Annotated in this window: 21 protein-coding genes, 1 tRNA gene and 1 other RNA gene; 18 read left to right on the forward strand and 5 right to left on the reverse strand. The window is 67.5% G+C overall.

Going from position 1 to position 18,992, the window contains the following annotated elements:
* Window position 1: 1 nt before the first annotated feature.
* Entirely contained in the window at window positions 2–580 is a 579-nt protein-coding gene (locus CA236_RS02815; protein WP_046410133.1) for a LemA family protein, read from the reverse strand.
* Between the two features lie 108 nt (window positions 581–688).
* Here CA236_RS02815 and mscL point away from each other — a divergent pair, with 108 nt between their 5' ends.
* The gene (gene mscL / locus CA236_RS02820; protein ID WP_125944456.1) at window positions 689–1,141 is read left to right on the forward strand and encodes a large conductance mechanosensitive channel protein MscL; all 453 of its coding nucleotides are present in this window, start codon (window positions 689–691) and stop codon (window positions 1,139–1,141) included.
* A 24-nt stretch (window positions 1,142–1,165) separates the two neighbouring features.
* Here the strand turns inward: mscL and CA236_RS02825 are convergent, their stop codons facing one another.
* The gene (locus CA236_RS02825) at window positions 1,166–1,597 is read right to left on the reverse strand and encodes an Rrf2 family transcriptional regulator (protein ID WP_046410136.1); all 432 of its coding nucleotides are present in this window, start codon (window positions 1,595–1,597) and stop codon (window positions 1,166–1,168) included.
* A gap of 60 nt (window positions 1,598–1,657) precedes the next feature.
* Between CA236_RS02825 and ssrA the strand changes: the two genes are divergently transcribed.
* The 8 genes from ssrA to CA236_RS02865 all read left to right on the forward strand — a co-directional run bounded on the left by ssrA (window position 1,658) and on the right by CA236_RS02865 (window position 7,975).
* Window positions 1,658–2,046, forward strand: a transfer-messenger RNA (tmRNA) gene (ssrA, locus tag CA236_RS02830).
* A 91-nt stretch (window positions 2,047–2,137) separates the two neighbouring features.
* Window positions 2,138–2,818 carry a 2OG-Fe(II) oxygenase gene (locus CA236_RS02835; RefSeq protein ID WP_046410137.1) on the forward strand — a complete coding sequence of 227 codons (681 nt, stop codon included), beginning with the start codon at window positions 2,138–2,140 and terminating at the stop codon, window positions 2,816–2,818.
* 4 nt (window positions 2,819–2,822) lie between these two features.
* Window positions 2,823–4,568: a single-stranded-DNA-specific exonuclease RecJ gene (gene recJ / locus CA236_RS02840; RefSeq protein WP_125944457.1), complete on the forward strand. Its 1,746-nt coding sequence runs from the start codon at window positions 2,823–2,825 to the stop codon at window positions 4,566–4,568.
* A gap of 51 nt (window positions 4,569–4,619) precedes the next feature.
* Window positions 4,620–4,694 (forward strand) — tRNA-Glu (locus tag CA236_RS02845).
* Window positions 4,695–4,748: 54 nt separating this feature from the next.
* A complete protein-coding gene (locus CA236_RS02850; protein ID WP_046410139.1) occupies window positions 4,749–5,504 on the forward strand; it encodes an SDR family NAD(P)-dependent oxidoreductase in 756 nt (251 codons plus the stop codon).
* Between the two features lie 46 nt (window positions 5,505–5,550).
* Complete coding sequence (locus CA236_RS02855; RefSeq protein ID WP_125944458.1) at window positions 5,551–6,318, forward strand: 5-oxoprolinase subunit PxpA; 768 nt, start codon at window positions 5,551–5,553, stop codon at window positions 6,316–6,318.
* Entirely contained in the window at window positions 6,315–6,980 is a 666-nt protein-coding gene (locus tag CA236_RS02860) for an allophanate hydrolase subunit 1 (protein ID WP_125944459.1), read from the forward strand. Before CA236_RS02855 ends, CA236_RS02860 begins: the two co-directional genes overlap by 4 nt.
* Complete coding sequence (locus CA236_RS02865; RefSeq protein WP_125944460.1) at window positions 6,977–7,975, forward strand: allophanate hydrolase; 999 nt, start codon at window positions 6,977–6,979, stop codon at window positions 7,973–7,975. Before CA236_RS02860 ends, CA236_RS02865 begins: the two co-directional genes overlap by 4 nt.
* Window positions 7,976–8,015: 40 nt before the next feature.
* On the opposite strand, the gene grpE is transcribed toward CA236_RS02865, so the two are convergent.
* Both grpE and hrcA read right to left on the reverse strand, forming a co-directional pair.
* On the reverse strand, window positions 8,016–8,561 hold the full coding sequence (grpE, locus tag CA236_RS02870; protein WP_125944461.1) for a nucleotide exchange factor GrpE: 546 nt from the start codon (window positions 8,559–8,561) through the stop codon (window positions 8,016–8,018).
* 25 nt (window positions 8,562–8,586) lie between these two features.
* Complete coding sequence (gene hrcA, locus CA236_RS02875; RefSeq protein ID WP_206430495.1) at window positions 8,587–9,630, reverse strand: heat-inducible transcriptional repressor HrcA; 1,044 nt, start codon at window positions 9,628–9,630, stop codon at window positions 8,587–8,589.
* A gap of 156 nt (window positions 9,631–9,786) precedes the next feature.
* Between hrcA and rph the strand changes: the two genes are divergently transcribed.
* Together rph and rdgB are read left to right on the forward strand one after the other, a co-directional pair.
* Entirely contained in the window at window positions 9,787–10,503 is a 717-nt protein-coding gene (gene rph, locus CA236_RS02880; protein WP_046411647.1) for a ribonuclease PH, read from the forward strand.
* Window positions 10,500–11,126, forward strand: coding sequence for an RdgB/HAM1 family non-canonical purine NTP pyrophosphatase (rdgB, locus tag CA236_RS02885; protein ID WP_125944462.1), 627 nt, complete (start codon window positions 10,500–10,502; stop codon window positions 11,124–11,126). Before rph ends, rdgB begins: the two co-directional genes overlap by 4 nt.
* 20 nt (window positions 11,127–11,146) lie before the next feature.
* On the opposite strand, the gene CA236_RS02890 is transcribed toward rdgB, so the two are convergent.
* On the reverse strand, window positions 11,147–11,569 hold the full coding sequence (locus CA236_RS02890; protein ID WP_346962758.1) for a CAP domain-containing protein: 423 nt from the start codon (window positions 11,567–11,569) through the stop codon (window positions 11,147–11,149).
* A gap of 171 nt (window positions 11,570–11,740) precedes the next feature.
* Here CA236_RS02890 and hemW point away from each other — a divergent pair, with 171 nt between their 5' ends.
* The 7 genes from hemW to CA236_RS02925 all read left to right on the forward strand — a co-directional run bounded on the left by hemW (window position 11,741) and on the right by CA236_RS02925 (window position 18,967).
* Window positions 11,741–12,895 (forward strand): radical SAM family heme chaperone HemW, encoded by a 1,155-nt coding sequence (gene hemW / locus CA236_RS02895; protein WP_125944590.1) that lies wholly within the window; start codon window positions 11,741–11,743, stop codon window positions 12,893–12,895.
* A gap of 89 nt (window positions 12,896–12,984) precedes the next feature.
* Window positions 12,985–14,517 (forward strand): CoA-acylating methylmalonate-semialdehyde dehydrogenase, encoded by a 1,533-nt coding sequence (locus CA236_RS02900; protein ID WP_125944464.1) that lies wholly within the window; start codon window positions 12,985–12,987, stop codon window positions 14,515–14,517.
* Window positions 14,518–14,523: 6 nt separating this feature from the next.
* Window positions 14,524–14,988 carry a hypothetical protein gene (locus CA236_RS02905; protein ID WP_125944465.1) on the forward strand — a complete coding sequence of 155 codons (465 nt, stop codon included), beginning with the start codon at window positions 14,524–14,526 and terminating at the stop codon, window positions 14,986–14,988.
* Entirely contained in the window at window positions 14,985–15,830 is an 846-nt protein-coding gene (gene purU / locus CA236_RS02910; protein WP_125944466.1) for a formyltetrahydrofolate deformylase, read from the forward strand. The genes CA236_RS02905 and purU overlap by 4 nt, the downstream gene beginning before the upstream one ends.
* Before the next feature lie 9 nt (window positions 15,831–15,839).
* Window positions 15,840–16,985, forward strand: a complete 1,146-nt coding sequence (locus CA236_RS02915) for an acyl-CoA dehydrogenase family protein (protein ID WP_125944467.1) — start codon at window positions 15,840–15,842, stop codon at window positions 16,983–16,985.
* A 99-nt stretch (window positions 16,986–17,084) separates the two neighbouring features.
* Window positions 17,085–18,131 (forward strand): enoyl-CoA hydratase/isomerase family protein, encoded by a 1,047-nt coding sequence (locus tag CA236_RS02920; RefSeq protein WP_125944468.1) that lies wholly within the window; start codon window positions 17,085–17,087, stop codon window positions 18,129–18,131.
* A 53-nt stretch (window positions 18,132–18,184) separates the two neighbouring features.
* Window positions 18,185–18,967 carry an enoyl-CoA hydratase-related protein gene (locus tag CA236_RS02925; protein WP_046411653.1) on the forward strand — a complete coding sequence of 261 codons (783 nt, stop codon included), beginning with the start codon at window positions 18,185–18,187 and terminating at the stop codon, window positions 18,965–18,967.
* Window positions 18,968–18,992 lie beyond the last annotated feature (25 nt).

Consider the following 18,992-nt stretch of genomic DNA (forward strand, 5'->3'; position numbering starts at 1 on the left):
ATCAGGCCCCGAAATCGACCTTGGGGGCTGTCTCCGCGCCCGGCGTCGTCGCGGCGAACGGCACCATCGGCTTCGCGCCGTAGAAGATCTTTGCGCCGATCGCATCCGGGAAGGTGCGGATCCTGGTGTTATATTCCTGCACCGCGGTGTTGTAGTCGTTGCGCGCGATCGTGATCCGGTTCTCGGTGCCCTCGAGCTGGCTCATCAGGGTGGTGTAATTGCCCTGGCTCTTCAGCTCCGGATACGCTTCCTGCAGCCGCTGCAGCGACAGCGTCAGGCCGGCCTGCGCGCGCTGATATGCCTGCATCTTGGTCGGATCGCTCAGCTCCTCGGGCGAGACCTGGATCTGGTTGGCCGAGGCGCGGGCCTGGGTCACTTCGGTCAGGATCTCCTTCTCCTGCGCGCCGGCCGCCTTCACGGTTGACACCAGGTTGGGGATCAGATCGGCGCGGCGCTGATACTGGTTCTGCACATCAGCCCAGCGCGCCTTGGCATTCTCCTCCGCGGTGGGCACGCTGTTGATGCCGCAGCCGGCGAGGCTCGCGGAAACAGCGACAAGAAGCAGGGGACGGAACGTCATGGGCGTGGGTCTCCAAGAAAACACTGTATGATCAATATAGGACGGTGTGCGCTCTTGGCGATAGGGCAATGCCCCGATATCGTCGCGGAAACGATGAAGGGATGAGCCATGCTCAAGGAATTCCGGGCGTTCATCGCGCGGGGCAACGTGCTGGATCTCGCCGTAGCGGTGATCATCGGCGCCGCATTCGGGAAGATCGTCACCTCCCTGACCGAAGACGTATTGATGCCGATCATCGGCCGGATCTTCGGCGGGCTCGATTTCTCGAGCTATTTCATACCGCTGGGCAAGATTCCGCCGAACCTCGCTGGCTCCACCGATTATGTCGCGCTGAAGCAGGCCGGCGTGCCGCTGATCGGCTATGGCGCCTTCGTCACGCAGGCGGTCAATTTCCTGATCGTCGCCTTCATCATCTTCATGCTGCTGCGGACGGTGAACCGCGCGATGGCCATGTTCGAGAAGGAAAAGGCGCAGGCGGCCGAGGAGCCGAAGGCAGAAGCGGCTGAAATCGCGCTTCTTCGCGAGATCCGCGACGAACTGAAGGCGCGTCCCCCTGCATGATCGCCGGGGGCGGCCGCAGCCTGCTCAGGCCGCGGCCATCTCCTCTGCCGTCGCGTCGGCCAGGCTGGTGCCGTCGAGGATCCGTGCGGTTTCGTCGCGAACCCGCGCCATCGCGTGCCGGATGGCGCAGTCCGCCTCGCTCTTGCAGTCCTTGCAGGGGCGATAAGCGGTGCGGCTCACGCAGGGCACCAGCGCGAGCGGCCCTTCGATCACGCGGATGATCTCGCCCAGGGAGATGAGGTGTGCTGGCCGGGCGAGCATGTACCCGCCCATCTTGCCACGATGGCTGTGCAGCAACCCGGCATCGCGCAGATCGGCGAGGATCAGCTCAAGAAACTTGCGCGGCACATTCGCCTCTACGGCGATGCGGTTCATCGGCACGGGCGGGCCGCCGGCCGGTGTCGTCGCGAGGAAGATCATCGAGCGGAGGCCGTAACGGGAACGCTGGGTAAGCATGATACCCTGTTATATGCACCCGCATTATGGCGACTGGAAGGCGCGCCGGCCAACTTTCTAGCCCTTCCAACTTTCTGTCCGCCATCCTATATGGGTCGGGCTCGCGGGGCTTGCCCCGCGGCTATGGCGATAAACGCCGGCGAAGAATAGGCACAGCGGACCCGGGGGCAGTACCCGGCGGCTCCACCATCGCTTCTGCTTTCAGCAGGGACGTTGACGGGGCCGAACCAGGATCGACGTGTGTTGAAAAGCGCTGGTTTTTGCTCGGAATGGGACCACCGTGACGGCCCATACACAAGTGCCAACGATAACGAAGCACTCGCGATTGCGGCGTAACCTGACGGCTTAACGGCCTAAGGTTAAACCAAAATAGCGCGGTTGGACCGCACCGGGCAACAGAAGCGGATTCCAGCGGCACGGGGAGCGCCGGGCAACAGAAGCTCCCCACCCGTTCCGTTCGGCCCGCTGTTCGAAGGCGTGTCGCCGATCCCCGACCGACCTTCGTCTTGCTATCGCCGGACTGGCGCGCAAATAGACGTCATGGCGATCACCAGCGTACCCGGTCATCCTTCCGCTCACCGCGCCGCGATCGGCGCTGCGGTGGCAGCACGGCTTGATGCGGACCCCCGATCGATCCGGCTGCCCAGCGAGCAAGCGGCGGCGTGGAAGATTCCGAACTATCTGGACGTTGCGACGTGCAAGCGGCTGGTCGCGATGATCGACGCTAATCGGCGCCCCTCGACCTTGTTGTCGGACAGTGGCGACAGCTCGTTCCGCACGTCGGAAAGCTGCGACATGAACCGCCGCGCGCCCGATATCGAGCCGATCGACGTGGGCCTCGCCAACCTGCTGGGCATTGACCCTGCCTGGGGCGAGACGATGCAGGGGCAACGCTACGCCCCCGGTCAGTATTTCAAGGCGCATCACGATTATTTTCACGAGGGCGAAAGCTACTGGCCGTCTATGAAGGCGTCCGGCGGGCAGCGCGTGTGGACCGCGATGATCTTCCTCAACGACGTCGACGAGGGCGGCGCGACATGGTTTCCACAGGCCGGCGTGCGCGTGAAGCCAAAGCGGGGCACGCTGCTCGCCTGGAACAACATGAACCCCGATGGCAGCCCCAACACCGCGACCCTGCACGAGGGGACGTCGGTGTCGGAGGGCGTGAAGTACATCATCACCAAATGGTTCCGCGAAGCGCCCTGGACCCCGGCGGCGTGACGTCATGAGACATGTGCTGGGTGTCGAACGCTCGATCCTGGGCCAGCCGTGGCGCTGGCGCGCGACCGCGGCGGAGGATCTTGCCCCCACCGATCTCGTCACCCAGCTGCTGCTGGCGCGGGGGTGTCCGCCCGAGGCGCTCGATGATCATCGCGCGCCCTCGATCCGCGCGTTCATGCCCGACCCGTCGATCTTCCGCGACATGGACACGGCGGCAATGCGGCTGGCTGACGCGGTCGAGCGCGGCGAGAGCATCGCCATCTTCGGCGATTATGACGTGGATGGCGCGACCTCCTCGGCGCTGATGCTCCTCCTCCTGCGTCAGCTTGGTGTCGAGGCGCGGGTCTATATTCCCGACCGGATGACGGAGGGATATGGCCCGACCGTCGCGGCCATGACCCGGCTGGCGCACGAAGGCGCGTCGCTGATCGTGACGGTGGATTGCGGCGCGCAGGCGTTTGACGCGCTTGCTGCCGCCCACGCTGTCCCGGTGGATGTGATCGTCGTCGATCATCACCAATGTTCGAGCGAGCTGCCGCTGGCGCATGCCGTGGTGAACCCCAACCGCCTCGATGAAGGGGAAGGGGCCGCACACGGCCATCTGGCAGCGGTCGGCGTCGCCTTCCTCCTCGGTGCAGCGCTGCTCCGCGTTCTGCGCGGGCGCGGCTATTTCGCCGCCCGCGCAGAGCCGCGGCTGCTCGACCTGCTCGATCTCGTCGCATTGGGCACCGTCGCCGATGTCGCGCAATTGCGAGGGCTGAACCGGGCGTTCGTCGCGCAGGGGCTGAAGGTCATGGCCGGCAGGCGCAACATCGGCCTCGCCGCGCTGATCGAGGCATCGCGGCTGACCCGCGCACCGACCGCGACCGATCTTGGCTTTGCCCTCGGACCGCGCATCAACGCGGGTGGCCGGGTGGGGCGAGCAGATCTTGGCGTGCGCTTGCTCACCACCAACGATCCGGCGGAGGCGCGCGCGATCGCCGCTGAGCTTGACCGGCTGAACGAGGAGCGCCGCGCGATCGAGGCCGCGGTCCAGGCAGAGGCCGAGACGATGTGCGCCGCGGGCCGCAGCATGACCGTCGTCGCCGGTGTCGGCTGGCACCCCGGCGTCATCGGCATCGTCGCTGGCCGCCTGAAGGAGAAACTGGGTCAGCCAGCGATCGTCATCGCCATCGACGAGAACGGCGTCGGCAAGGGCTCCGGACGCTCGATCACCGGCGTCGATCTGGGGCAGGCCATCCACGCAGCGAAGGAGGCCGGGCTGATCGTCGCTGGCGGCGGCCACGCCATGGCAGCCGGGCTGACGATTGCGGCGGACCAGATTCCGGCCTTTGCCGACTTCCTCGAAGAATTGCTGCGCGACCGGATCGCCGCGGCCGTGGCTGACCGCGCGCTGCTGGTTGATTCGGTTCACGCCCCCGGCGGGGTGACGCCCGACCTGGTCCATGCGCTGGAGGCGGGCGGGCCCTATGGCGCCGGGTGGCCGAGCCCGCGTGTCGCCATCGGCCGCGTCCGCCCGGTACGCGTCGATGTCGTCGGTAACGGCCATGTCCGTGCGATCGTCGCCGGGGATGACGGGCGCAGCCTGAAGGCGATGGCGTTCCGCGCGGCGGATACCGCGCTCGGCGCCGCATTGCTCGGCGCGCCCTCGCACCGTCGCTTGTGGCTCGCCGGGCGCGCCAAGGTGGATGACTGGGCGCAGCGGCCTGCCGCAGAATTGCATATTGATGATGCTGCATGGGCAGATTGATGCATCGGGGCGTTGACAGCCGGCTTTGGCCCCTCTAGCAGCCCCCTCGCTGGCCCCTTCGTCTAGTGGTTAGGACGCGGCCCTTTCACGGCTGAAACACGGGTTCGAGTCCCGTAGGGGTCACCAGCTAAAAGCCCGCTTCGCCGGACTGGCGCCATGATGGGCGTCAGGAGGGGCGAGATGAGTTTCGATCTCACGGGGCGCACCGCGCTGATTACCGGCGCATCGTCGGGCCTGGGCGCTCACTTCGCTGAAATCTTCGTTGCTGCGGGTGCGCGGGTCGTGATCGGCGCGCGCCGTGTCGATCGGGTGCGCGACCTTGCCGACCGGCTCGGGGATCGTGCCTTGCCGGTCGCCATCGATGTCCTGGATGAAGCCTCCATCACCGCCGCTTATGATGCCGCCGAAGCGCATTTCGGCGCGATCGACACGGTTGTCGCCAATGCCGGTGTTGCCAATGGTGGCCGCGCGATCGACATCCCCGCGGACAAGCTGCGCCAGACGATCGATACCAATTTCACCGGCGTGCTGCTGACCGCGCGAGAGGGGGCGCGGCGGATGATCGCCGCCGGCTCGCGTGAGAGTGGCCGCGGCCGCATCGTGCTGATCGGGTCGATCACCGCGCACGTCACCGGCCATGGCGACAGCGCCTATGCCGCGTCGAAGGCGGCCGTCGCGCATCTCGGCCGCAATCTGGCGCGCGAATGGGTGCGGCTGGGCATCAACGTGAACGTGCTTCAGCCCGGCTATATCCAGACCGAGATCGCCGGCGACTGGTTCGAGACCGAGGGCGGCGCCCGGCAGGTCGCGGGCTGGCATCGCCGCCGCTTCATGCCGATCGACGTCCTCGACCCCCAGCTGCTGTATTTCGCCTCGGACGCGAGCGCGATGGTGACCGGGTCGGTGATCGACATCGACGACGGCCAGTCACTCTGAACCACGCGGCTTCGACAATCCGGCGCCGGACGCGTAAGCAGGCGCGGTGCGGACGATTGATCTGAATGCCGATCTGGGGGAGGGTTTCGGCCCCTGGACGATGGGCGATGATGCGGCGATGCTGTCGCTCGTCACCAGTGCCAATGTCGCCTGTGGCGGCCATGCGAGCGACCCGGAGACGATGTTCCGCACGCTGGAGATGGCCCGCGATCGGCGGGTCGTGGTCGGCGCGCATCCGAGTTATCCCGACATGGCCGGCTTTGGGCGTCGTCGGCTGATCGCGCCGCCTGAGGAGATCGGCCGCTTCGTCGCCGCGCAGGTAGGATCGCTGGTGGCGATCGGCGCGCTCGCTCGGCATCGCGTCCGCTACGTGAAGCCGCATGGCGCGCTCGCCAATGTCGCGGCGGTGGAGCGCGACGCGGCCGATGCCATCGCGCGATCGGTTCAGGCAATCGATCCGCAGCTCGGCATCCTCGCCATCGCGGGCACGCAGCTTGAGCTGGCGGCCCGGGCGCTCGGAATGACGGTGTACCGCGAGATCTACGCCGATCGCGGCTACACCGCGGCGGGCCTGCTGGTGCCGCGCGATCAACCCGGCGCGATCATTCACGATCCGGCGGAGGCGACCGATCGCCTGCTGCGCTTCCTCGAAACCGGCGCCATGCTCACCGTCGATGGCGGGCAGGTCCCGCTACAGGCGGATTCGATCTGCGTGCACGGCGACAATCCCTCCGCGGTCGACATGGCGCGATCGATCCGCACGGCGCTGAGCGAACACGGCATCGCTATCACCTCCTTCGTGCACGACGCATGACGAGCCCGGTGCTCCGGCCGGCAGGTGCGGCGGCGCTGCTGGTCGATTTCGGCGAAACTATCGACGATGCGGTCTACTCGCATGTCGTGGCGCTCGATCAGGCCGTGCAGGCCGACCCGCCGGTGGGCCTGTGCGAGACGGTGCCGGCGTACGCCAGCCTCCTGCTGGTGTTCGATCCGCTGGTGACGGACCACGAAGCGGTGGGGCGCCATGCACTCCGGCTGGTGACGAACGCAGAAAGGCTGACGGCAGCACCTCGCGTCCATGACGTGCCGGTCTGCTATGATGGGGAGGCGGCACCCGACCTCGTGGCGGCGGCGGAGGCGCTGCAAATTACGCCGGAGGCGCTGATCGAGCAGCATCTGGCGGGCGACTATCGGGTGTATATGTACGGCTTCGCGCCGGGATACGCTTATCTCGGCGGGGTGCCCGATGCGATTCACCTGCCGCGCAAGCCGGCTGCGGTACGCGGCTATCCGGTGGGAAGCGTCATGATCGCGGGCGCCCAATGCCTGATCACGACGCTGCCGATGCCGACCGGCTGGTGGGTGATCGGGCGCACGTCGTTGCGCGTGCTGGATGCCGATGCCGAGCGCCCGTTCCTGTTCGACCCCGGCGATCGCGTGCGCTTCACGCGGGTTCATGGGGATATGTTCGGGTGAGCCGGGCGCGTCTCAGGATCGTTGATGCCGGCCCGATGACCAGTGTGCAGGATGGCGGCCGGCCCGGCTGGCGCCGCTTCGGCGTGCCGCCCTCGGGACCGGTCGACCGGCGCGCCTTTGCCGCTGGGATGGCGGCGTGCGGAGGCAGTACCAGCGGCATCGAAGTCGCGCCCGGCGGCCTGACGTTCGTGTGCGAGGAGGGCGCGGCGGCCATGGTGGTCACTGGCGCTGCGCGGGCCACCGTCAACGGGGTCGATCTTGGGGGATGGAGCCGCTTAACGCTGCCGCAGGGGGCGACATGCGTCGTGCGGGTCGAGCAGGCGTGCTGGGGCTATGTTGCCTTCGCCGGAACGCTGCAGGCGCCGTCGTGGCTCGGCAGCCAGTCGACGCATCTGATCGCCGCGCTGGGCGGCGGGCGGCTGGGCGCGGGCGACGTGGTGGAAATCACCGAGGCGCGCGAAAACCTGGCCTTTGCGATGTTGCCGGCGGCGCCGGATCGGCCTGTGCGCGGCCTTTTTCGCGCGGTGCTCGGCCCCCAGCAGGATCATTTTGGCCAGCAGGCGCTCGCGCTGCTGACGTCGGCCAGCTTTGTCGCGACGAGCCGCTTCGATCGCATGGGGCGGGGACTCGACGGGCCGGCGCTCCAGCCGCTGCGGATCGACATGCCGAGCGGGCCGGCGGTGCGCGGCGCGCTGCAGGTTGATGGCGAGGGGCGGGTCAGCCTGCTGACTGCCGACCATCAGACGACGGGCGGCTACCCGCGCATCGCGGTGGTGATAGAGCCGGATATCGATGCGCTCGCCCAGCTGCCCCCCGGCGAGGCGGTGCGGTTCGAGCTGGTCAGCGCGGCCGAGGCGATTGCCGCGACCCGAGCCGCGGCGTCACGCGATCAGGCGTGGCTGAAGGAAATTGCGGCGGGCGTGCGCGAGCGCGCGCCATTGATGTTGGCCAATCTGGTCGACGGCATGGCGGTGCGGCAGGGCACCAGCCGGTAGCGGCCCGCCTGACGGCGGGCAGGCCGCGGGGGCCGGGAGCTCAGGCCGGCTTCTTGGCGACGCCGACAAGCGAGGGGCGCAGCAGCCGGTCGCGGATCATCCAGCCCGACTGCATTTCCTGCACGATCGTGCCCGGCTCCGCGTCCGAAGGCACTTCGATCATCGCCTGGTGCCGGTTGGGGTCGAGCGGCTGGCCCATCGCCTCGATCCGGGTCAGGCCGTTGCGCTGGAACACGTTGACCAGTTCACGCCCGGTCGCCTCGATCCCGGCGATCAGCCCTTTCACCCGCTCATCCTCGCGCAATTCGGCGGGGATCGACGACAAAGCGCGTTCGAGGTTGTCGTTCACGCTCAGCACGTCGCGCGCGAAGTTGGTCGCGGCATAGGCGCGGGCATCGGCCACGTCCTTTTCGGCACGGCGGCGCACGTTCTGGATCTCGGCCTGCGCGTACAGCGTCTGCTGCTTCGCCTCCGCCAGCTGGTTCTCCAGTTCCGCCGTGCGATCATGCTCGGCGACTTCCGGTGCCTCCGCAGCGGTTTCCTCGCGCAGATCTTCGGCCGGCGTGTTGCTTTGCGTGTCGGTCATTGTTTCCCTGTCATCATCTGGCTGCTCAACCCATCAGGCGAGCGAGCGTTGCTGCCGTAAAATCCACCATGGGCACGACGCGGGCGTAGTTCAACCGCGTGGGGCCAATCACCCCCACCACGCCGACCACGCGCCCGTCGCTGCCACGGAAGGGCTTTGCGATCACCGAGGAGCCGGACAGCGCGAAAAGCTTGTTCTCCGCGCCGATGAAGATGCGGGTCGCATCGCCCGCGCGAGCGGAATCGAGCAGCGCGGCGATTTCCTGCTTGCCGTCGAGATCGTCGAGCAGGTCGCGCACCCGGTCGAGATCGGCGGCGGCGGCATCGTCGAGCAGCCGGCCTTGGCCGCGCACGATCAGCACCGGCCGGCGTTCGCCGTCTTCGCTCCACACCGCGATGCCGCGTTCGATCAGGGTGCGGGCCGCGCTGTCGAGCGCCGCGCGGTCCCGCGCCAGTTCCTGGTCGATCCGCGCCCGCGCCGCCGCCAGCGTCAGCCCCGACAGCGTGGCGGACATGTAATTGCCCGCCTCGATCAGCGCGGCTGGCCCGACGCCCGGGGGCAGGTCGACGACGCGGTTCTCGACCGCGCCATCCTCACTGACGAGGACCGCCAGCGCTTGACCATGGGACAGCGGCACGAAGCCGATCGAGCGCAGTACCTGTTCCCGCTTCGGCACCATGACCAGCCCGGCGCAAGCCGACAGCCCCGACAGGGCGGCGGTGGTCGCCGCCAGCGCCTCTTCCACCGGGCCGCCGAGGCCGGCGCGCGCCTCGATCGTCGCGCGCTCCTCGGCCGATGGCTCCAGCGCCTGCATCATGCCGTCGACGAACAGGCGCAGTCCAAGATCGGTCGGCATCCGCCCGGCCGAGGTATGCGGCGCGGCCAGCAGCCCGACCTCCTCGAGTTGCGCCAGCACGCTGCGGATGGAGGCGGGCGAGAGGTTGAGCCCGGCCTGCGCCAGCGTCTTCGACCCGACCGGCTGGCCGCTGTGGAGATAGCCGTCGACCACGCGGCGAAAGATGTCGCGCGCACGATCCGACAATTCGGCGATGGGAGGGGATGCACTCACAACGCAAATCTAGGGAAGACAGGCTGGCGCGACAATTGCCAAGCGGCTACCGCGGTTGCACATCAACATCCTGATGACATTTGCCGATGGTCGCCTTCCTCCCGGAAACCAGCGCCCATGCAGATGGTGTCGGATGATCTGCGGAGAATAATGATCATGCGTCCCAGCGGCCGTGCGCCCGACCAGATGCGCGCCATCACCATCGAGCCGAACTTCACCCGTCATGCCGAAGGGTCGGTGCTGATCGGTTTCGGCGACACCAAGGTGCTGGTCACCGCCAGCGTCGAGGAGCGCGTGCCGCCGTTCCTTCGCGGCAAGGGCCAGGGCTGGGTGACGGCGGAATATGGCATGTTGCCGCGCGCCACCCACACCCGCGGCAGCCGCGAGGCGGCCAAGGGCAAGCAGTCCGGCCGGACGCAGGAAATCCAGCGGCTGATCGGCCGTTCGCTGCGCGCCGTCACCGACATGCAGGCGCTCGGCGAGCGGCAGATCGTGCTGGATTGCGACGTGATCCAGGCCGATGGCGGCACGCGCACGGCGTCCATTTCCGGCGCGTGGGTCGCGCTGCGCATGGCGGTGAACAGCCTGATGGCGGCGGGCAAGATCGAGAAGGACCCGATTTCCCAGAAGGTCGCGGCGGTGAGCTGCGGCATCTTCCAGGGGCAGCCGGTGCTCGACCTCGATTATGACGAGGATTCGAACGCGGACGCGGACGCCAATTTCGTGCTGCTGCAGAACGGGCATATCGCGGAAGCGCAGGCGACCGCCGAACATGCGACCTATGACGAGGAAGCGCTGCTGCGCCTGCTGCGGCTGGCCCGGATCGGTTGCAACGAGATCTTCGCCGCGCAGGATCGGGCGATCGGCGCATGAGCGGCGAGGGGAACGAGCCGCAGGCGATCCGCAAGCTGCAGCCCGGCAAGCTGGTGATCGCCAGCCACAATCCCGGCAAGGTGCGCGAGATCGCGGCCCTGCTGGCAGGGCACGGCCTGGAAGTGGTGTCGGCCGCCGAGCTCGACCTCCCCGAGCCGGAAGAGACCGGCACGACATTCGTCATGAATGCCGAGCTGAAGGCGCAGGCGGCGGCCGACCTGTCGGGCCTTCCGGCGCTGGCCGATGACAGCGGCATCTGCGTCGATGCGCTGAACGGCGAGCCGGGGATCTTCTCCGCGCGCTGGGCGGGCGAGACGAAGGATTTCGGCGAGGCGATGCGCCGAGTCCACGCGCGCGTGTCGGAGATCGAGGATGCGCCGCGCGACGCGCATTTTGTCTGCGCGCTGGCGCTGGCCTGGCCCGACGGCCATGTCGAATGGTTCGAGGGGCGCGTCGACGGCACGCTCGTCTGGCCGCCGCGCGGGACCAAGGGGTTTGGCTATGATCCGATGTTCCTGCCCGACGGCCATGACCTGACCTTCGGCGAGATGGAGGAAGAGGCGAAGCACGCCATCAGCCACCGCGCCGATGCGTTCCGCCAGATGGTTGCCGCCGTTTTCTGACAGTGGCGGGCCGGCGCGCGTCAGAGCGTGCGCTGGCCCACCACATTGCCGGGTGGGCTGTACCGGCAAACCAGATAATCGTCGCGCTGGTTGGACGCGATCGCGCAGCCGACGCGCGTCGTGTTGCGCCAGATGATCTGGGTATAATGCGACACGTCACGCCACTTGCCCGTGCGGCTGAACGCGGGCGTGACGCCGTTCACGAAATAGCGCTGCTCGGCCACCCAATGCCCGGACATTTCGTCGAAGCGATAGGCGCCGCGCGTGCCGGTCCACAGATTTTCCCCCTCACGCGTCGGGCCCTGCGGCTGCCTGGCGTGGGCGAAGCGGCGGGTGCGCGCCAGTTCACGGGCATAGCGACTGGCCGATGCGGCCAGCGCCGGATCCCAGGTGAGCGGCGGGACGCCAACCTCGGCCCGCGCGCGATTGTGCGCGGAGAGCATGACCTGCCTCAGCAATGCGCCGCCACGGGGGGCGGGCGCCTGCGATACCTTTTCCTCATACACCCGTTCGGGGCCTTGCGCGCAGCCGGAAAGAAAAAGGCAGCCGGAAAGAAAAAGAACGAGCGCGGCGAGGTGGCGTCGGAGGAGCATCGCGGCCATATCGGCGGCACCATGCCCTTCGACAATGCCCTGGCGCTCTACATTCATTGGCCGTTCTGCGTCTCCAAATGCCCCTATTGCGACTTCAACAGCCATGTGCGCGCCTCCGTCGACCAGGAGAAGTGGCGCGAGGCGCTGCTGATCGACCTTGCGCATGAGGCCGCGGTGCTGCCGGGGCGCAAGCTGCGCTCGATCTTCTTTGGCGGGGGCACGCCCTCGCTGATGCCGCCGGCGACCGTCGCCGCGTTGCTGGACGCGGCGGAGCGGCATTGGGGGTTCGACGAGGGGATCGAGATCACGCTGGAGGCGAATCCGTCATCGGTCGAGGCGGCGTGCTTCGCCGATCTGGCGGTGGCGGGGATCAACCGCGTGTCGCTGGGCCTGCAGGCGCTGGACGATGCGGCGCTTCACTTTCTTGGCCGCGCGCATGACGTGGCGGAGGGGCTGGGCGCGCTCGACATCGCGCAATCGGTGTTCCCGCGCGTCAGCTTCGACCTGATCTATGCCCGGCCCGAGCAGACGCTGGCGCAATGGGAGGCGGAGCTTCGCCGTGCCTTGTCGTTCGGGACCGAGCATCTGTCGCTGTACCAGCTGACGATCGAGCCCGGCACGCGCTTTGCCACCGAGGCGGCGGCGGGGCGGCTGACGATCCCTGATGGTGACGACGCGGCGGACCTGTTCGAGATGACGCGCGCGATCACGGCGGCGGCGGGCCTGCCGGCATACGAGATCAGCAACCATGCCCGGCCGGGTGCGGAGAGCCGGCACAATCTGGCCTATTGGCGCTACCAGACCTATGCCGGCGTCGGCCCCGGCGCGCATGGCCGGCGGCAGGGGCTCGCCACCGTGCGGCGCAAGAAGCCGGAGAACTGGCTGACCGCGATCGAGCGCAACGGGCACGGGATGGAGGCGGAGGAGCCGCTCGCCCCCGCGACGCAGGCGTCGGAAGCGTTGCTGATGGGGCTGCGGCTGCGCGAAGGCGTGGATCTGGCGCGGATCGCGGCGCTCGCCGGGCGGGACATGGCCGACATCGTCGATCTTGCCGCGATCGCTCGGCTGCCCGAGCTGATCCGGCTCGACGGCAGTCGCCTGACGGTGAACGAGCAGGGGATGCTGCTGCTCGACGCGATCCTGCCGGAAGTGGTGCGCGATTCCGCGCCTGCCTGACCGGCCGGCGGCGCGTCCAGATTGCAAGCGATGGGTTGTCGGTGCGGAGGCGCCGACGCTAAAGGCCCGACAGAACAACGGAGAGTATCATGCGCGTCATCGACCATCACATCGTCGGCCATCAGGGTGGCGCCGGCGGGCGCGTGTCGGAGGTGTTCGACCCCAATACCGGGCGCGTGCAGGCGCAGGTGACGCTGGGCACGCAGGCCGATCTCGATCGGGCCGTCGCGGCTGCCGAGGCAGCGCAGCCGGCCTGGGCCGCGACCAACCCGCAACGCCGGGCGCGCGTGATGTTCGCGTTCAAGGCGCTGGTCGAGGCGAACATGGACGAGCTGGCGCACCTCCTCTCGTCCGAGCACGGCAAGGTGATCGCCGATTCCAAGGGCGACATTCAGCGCGGGCTGGAAGTGGTCGAATTCGCCTGCGGCATCCCGCATGTGCTGAAGGGTGAGTTCACCCAGGGCGCGGGGCCGGGCATCGACGTCTATTCGATGCGCCAGCCGATCGGCATCGGTGCCGGCATCACGCCGTTCAACTTCCCGGCGATGATCCCCTTGTGGATGGGTGCGGTCGCCACCGCCTGCGGCAATGCCTTCATCCTGAAGCCGTCGGAGCGTGACCCGTCGGTGCCGGTGCGCCTTGCCGAACTGATGCGCGAGGCGGGGATGCCGGAGGGCATCTTCCAGGTCGTCAACGGCGACAAGGAGATGGTCGACGCGATCCTCGATCATCCGGCGATCGGCGCGGTCAGCTTCGTCGGATCGTCCGACATCGCGCATTACGTCTATCGGCGCGGTGTCGCGGCGGGCAAGCGCGTGCAGGCGATGGGCGGCGCGAAGAACCACGGCATCGTCATGCCCGACGCTGACCTCGACCAGGTGGTCGCCGACCTGTCGGGCGCGGCATTCGGCTCGGCTGGCGAACGCTGCATGGCGCTCCCGGTGGTGGTGCCGATCGGCGACAAGACCGCCGATGCGCTGCGCGAGAAGCTGATCCCCGCGATCGAGAAGCTGCGTGTCGGCGTGTCGACCGATGCCGAGGCGCATTACGGCCCGGTGATCAACGCCGCGCACAAGCAGCGCGTCGAACAGTGGATCCAGACGGGCGTCGACGAGGGCGCGGAGCTGGTCGTCGACGGGCGTGGCTTCACGCTGCAGGGGCATGAGGACGGGTTCTTCGTCGGCCCGTCGCTGTTCGACCGCGTGACGCCGCAGATGAAGGCCTATCAGGAAGAGATCTTCGGCCCGGTGCTGCAGATCGTCCGCGCGCCCGACTTCGAGACCGCGCTTCGCCTGCCGAGCGATCATCAATACGGCAATGGCGTCGCGATCTTCACCCGCAACGGCCATGCCGCGCGCGAGTTTGCGGCGCGCGTCAATGTCGGCATGGTGGGCATCAACGTGCCGATCCCGGTGCCGGTCGCCTATCACACCTTCGGCGGTTGGAAGAGGTCCGCCTATGGCGACACCAACCAGCACGGCATGGAAGGCGTGAAGTTCTGGACCAAGGTGAAGACCGTGACTCAGCGCTGGCCGGACGGCTCCGCTGACCTGCCGCGCGGCAGCGAGGACGGCGGCCCGTCGCGCGTGCAGGATGCGTTCGTCATCCCGACGATGGGCTGAGGTACCTTGGCGCGTAACTTCCTGTTTGCTGCCGCAGCCGCGGCGTCACTCGCCGCCTGCGGCACGCCGGTCGAGGAGATCCGCAACAATGCGCTGGAAGCGGCGGAGAACATCGTGGCGGTCGACAATATCGCTGCGATCGTTCCCGTCGAGATCAAGCCGCCGGTGAACCGTCTGTCCCAGCCCTTCATCGGGCGCTGGGGCCTGACGGCGGAGGATTGCACGGGCACGGCCGGGAACAACGCCGGGCTGATGGTGATCGCGCCGGACCTCCTGACCTTCTACGAATCGCGCGCCGCGGTGCGTGGTCTTCAGGCGATCTCCCCGACGGAAGTCCGCGTGACGCTGACCTTCACCGGCGAGGGGCAGGAGTGGACGCAGGAAACACCGCTGATCCTCGGTGAGGATGGCGTCACGCTGACGCGCCTCGTCGATGGTCGCAAGCTGCAATATACGCGGTGCGGCGCATGAGCGGGGGAAGCGCGACAGGCTGGATCCTGACCTTTTCCTGCGAGGACCGCGGCGGGATCGTGGCCGCGGTCGCCGGCTGCGTGGCGGAGGCGGACGGCTTCATCCTCGACAGCCAGCAATATGCCGATCTTGAGAGCGGCCGCTTCTTTATGCGGCTGGTGTTTCGCGGGCCGGACTGCCGAAAGGGGCTGTCGCGCGTCGCGGCGCGGTTCGGGTTCGACTGGACGCTGGTGCCGGCCGATCATCGCCCCAAGGTGCTGATCGCCTGTTCCAACACCTCGCACTGCCTGAACGACCTGCTGCACCGCTGGTCGATCGGCGCGCTGCCGATCGAGCCGGTCGGCGTGGTGTCCAACCACACGACGCTGCAGGGGCTGGCCGAATGGCATGGCCTGCCGTTCCATCACCTGCCGGTATCGGCCGCCAACCGCGCGGAGCAGGAACAGGCGCTGTTCGACCTGTTCGAGCGGAGCGGGGCCGAGCTGCTGGTGCTGGCGCGTTACATGCAGATCCTGTCGGCGGACCTGGTGGCCAAGGTCGCCGGGCGCTGCGTCAACATCCACCACAGCTTCCTGCCGAGCTTCAAGGGGGCCAAGCCCTATCATCAGGCGCATGCGCGCGGGGTGAAGCTGATCGGTGCGACGGCGCATTACGTCACCACCGACCTCGATGAAGGGCCGATCATCGAACAGGCGGCGGAGCGTGTCGACCATCGTGCGACCGTGGAGGAACTGATCGGCATCGGGCGCGATATCGAGGCGCAGGTGCTCGCGCGGGCTGTTCGCTGGATCGCGGAGCGCCGCGTCCTGCGCAATGGTGCACGCACCGTTGTCTTTCGCTAGAGCCGGAAAATGACTGACCAGTTTGATCTTACCGACGACCAGCGCGAGATTCAGGATCTCGCGCGCCGCTTCACCGCGGACCGCATCACCCCGTTCGCTGCCGAATGGGACGAAAAGCACATCTTCCCGCGCGACACGATCAAGGCCGCGGCGGAGCTTGGCTTTGCGGCGATCTATGTCAGCGAGGAAAGCGGCGGGATCAATCTCGGCCGATTGGAAGCCGCGCTGATCATGGAGGCGATGGCCTATGGCTGCCCGGCCACCAGCGCCTTCATCTCGATCCACAACATGGCATCGTGGATGATCGACCGCTTCGGCTCCGATGACCTGAAGGGCCGCTATCTGCCCAGCCTCGTCACCATGGACAAGATGGCGAGCTATTGCCTGACGGAGCCGGGTTCCGGCTCCGACGCGGCGGCGCTGAAGACCAGCGCGCGGCTGGAGGGCGACCATTATATCGTCAACGGATCGAAGCAGTTCATTTCCGGCGCGGGTGAGAATGAAGTCTATGTGACGATGGTGCGCACCGGCGCCGATGGCCCCAAGGGCATTTCCTGCCTCGTCATCAACAAGGACATGCCGGGCGTCTCCTTCGGCGCGAATGAGCGCAAGCTCGGCTGGCATGCGCAGCCGACCCGGCAGGTATTGTTCGACAATGTGAAGGTCCCGGTGGCGAACCGCGTCGGGCAGGAGGGCGAGGGCTTCCGCTTCGCCATGATGGGCCTCGACGGCGGCCGCCTCAACATCGGCGCATGTTCGCTCGGTGGCGCGCAGCGCTGCCTCGACGAGGCGATCGCCTACACCAAGGATCGCCAGCAGTTCGGCCAGCGCATCGCCGATTTCCAGAACACCCAGTTCACGCTCGCTGACATGGATACCGAGCTTCAGGCGGCGCGCTACCTGCTCTACGTCGCCGCCGCGAAGGTGACGGCCAACGCGCCCGACAAGACGCGCTTTGCCGCGATGGCCAAGCGACTGGCGACCGACACCGGTTCGTCGGTGGTCGATCGCGCGCTGCAACTGCACGGCGGCTATGGCTATCTGATGGATTATCCGATCGAGCGTTTCTGGCGTGACCTGCGCGTCCATTCGATCCTGGAGGGCACCAACCAGGTGATGCGGATGATCGTGGGGCGTGAGCTGACGCGCCAGTAACTGTCCTACACGCGGTACGTGGGAGAGAAGATAGGATCGCCGGCGAAACGAACGTCTTTATCTTCTCTCTCACACGCACAAGTTTCGGGAATTTTGCGGATGACCAGTGACGTTCTCACCTTTGTCGACGGGCCGATCGGCCGCATCCGGCTGAACCGTCCGAAGGCGATCCACGCGCTCACCACCCCGATGTGCGTCGCCGTGCTCGACGCGCTGGAGGCATGGCGCGGTGACGACGGCGTCCGGGCGATCATCATCGATCACGCGGAAGGCCGCGGCTTCTGCGCCGGCGGCGACATCCGCATGCTCGCCGAAAGCGGCGCGAAGGACGGCGCGGAGGCGCGCGAATTCTTCCACACCGAATATCGCATGAACCACCGCCTGTTCACCTATGTGAAGGCAACGGTCGCCTTCATGGACGGCATCACCATGGGCGGCGGCGTCGGCATTTCGCAGCCATGCCGCTATCGCGTGGCGACCGAGAACACGAAGTTCGCCATGCCCGAAACCGGCATCGGCCTGTTCCCCGATGTCGGTGGCGGCTGGTATCTGTCGCGCCTTCCGGGGCGGATCGGACAATATCTGGCGCTGACCGGCCACCGGCTCGACGGCGCGGAGACCTTCGCGCTGGGCCTCGCCACGCACTACCTGCCGGCGGATCAGGTCGAGGAGGCCAAGCGCCGCATCGCTGCCGATCCCGGCGCGATCGTTGAGGCGCTGGATACGCTGTCCGCCGAGCCGGGGCCGGCGGCGCTGCTCGACAAGCGCGCCGAGATCGACCGGCTGTTCGCATCGGACAAGCTCGAGGACATCTACGCCGCGCTGGAGGCGGATGGCGGTGAGTTCGCCGCCGCGACGCTCGCGACGCTGAAGACCAAGTCGCCGCAGACGATGAAGGTCAGCCTGAAGCTGCTGAAGGACGGCAAGGGGATGGCGAGCTTTGCCGACGAGATGCGCCAGGAATATGCCGTCGGCGCGCGCGTGGTGCAGCGCCACGACTTCCTCGAAGGTGTCCGCGCGGTGATCGTCGACAGGGACAATGCGCCGAAATGGGATCCGGCGACACCTGAAGGCGTCAGCGATCATGTGATCGACCAGATCTTCGCACCGCTGCCCGATGCCGAGGCGTGGACGCCGCACGATTGACCAATGAACCCTTCGCCGCTGGCAGTGCCGCGGCGAGGGATGGGGAGAGAATGATGACCGACTACGCCAACATCCTCGTCGAGCAGCGCGGTGCCGTCACGCTCGTCACGCTCAATCGCCCGCAGTCGCTGAATGCGCTGAACAGTGATGTGCTCGCCGATCTGTCGGCGGCGTTCGGTGCGTATGACAAGGACGACAGCCAGCGTTGCCTCGTCCTCACCGGATCGGGCGAGAAGGCGTTCGCCGCCGGCGCGGACATCAAGCAGATGGCCGACATGGCCGCAGCCGATTTCTTCCTGCAGGACTTTTTCGCCGGCTGGCAGACCGGCGTCGTGGCGACGCGCAAGCCGTGGATCGCGGCGGTCAACGGCTTTGCGCTGGGCGGCGGGTGCGAGCTCGCGATGATGGCGGACTTCATCTACGCGGCCGACACGGCGAAGTTCGGCCAGCCCGAGATCAAGCTTGGCGTTGCGCCGGGCATGGGCGGCTCGCAGCGGCTGACGCGTGCGATCGGCAAGGCCAAGGCGATGGAAATGTGCCTCACCGGCCGAATGATGGATGCTGCCGAAGCGGAACGCTCGGGCCTCGTCGCCAAAGTGGTGCCGCTCGCCTCGCTCCTTGAAGAGACGCTGAAGACCGCGGAACTGATCGCCTCGATGCCGCCGATGGCCGCGATGGTGAACAAGGAAATGGTCAACACGGCCTTCGAGACCGGGCTGGCGCAGGGCATCCTGACCGAGCGTCGACTGTTCCAGATCCTGACCGCGACCGAGGACAAGGCCGAGGGCATGGCCGCTTTCGTCGAGAAGCGGCAGGGGGTCTGGAAGGGGCGCTGAGCCCCCGCCGGCTCATCCGCACGAA

This window comes from Sphingomonas sp. ABOLG, from assembly GCF_003950435.1.
Lineage (GTDB): Bacteria > Pseudomonadota > Alphaproteobacteria > Sphingomonadales > Sphingomonadaceae > Sphingomonas > Sphingomonas panaciterrae.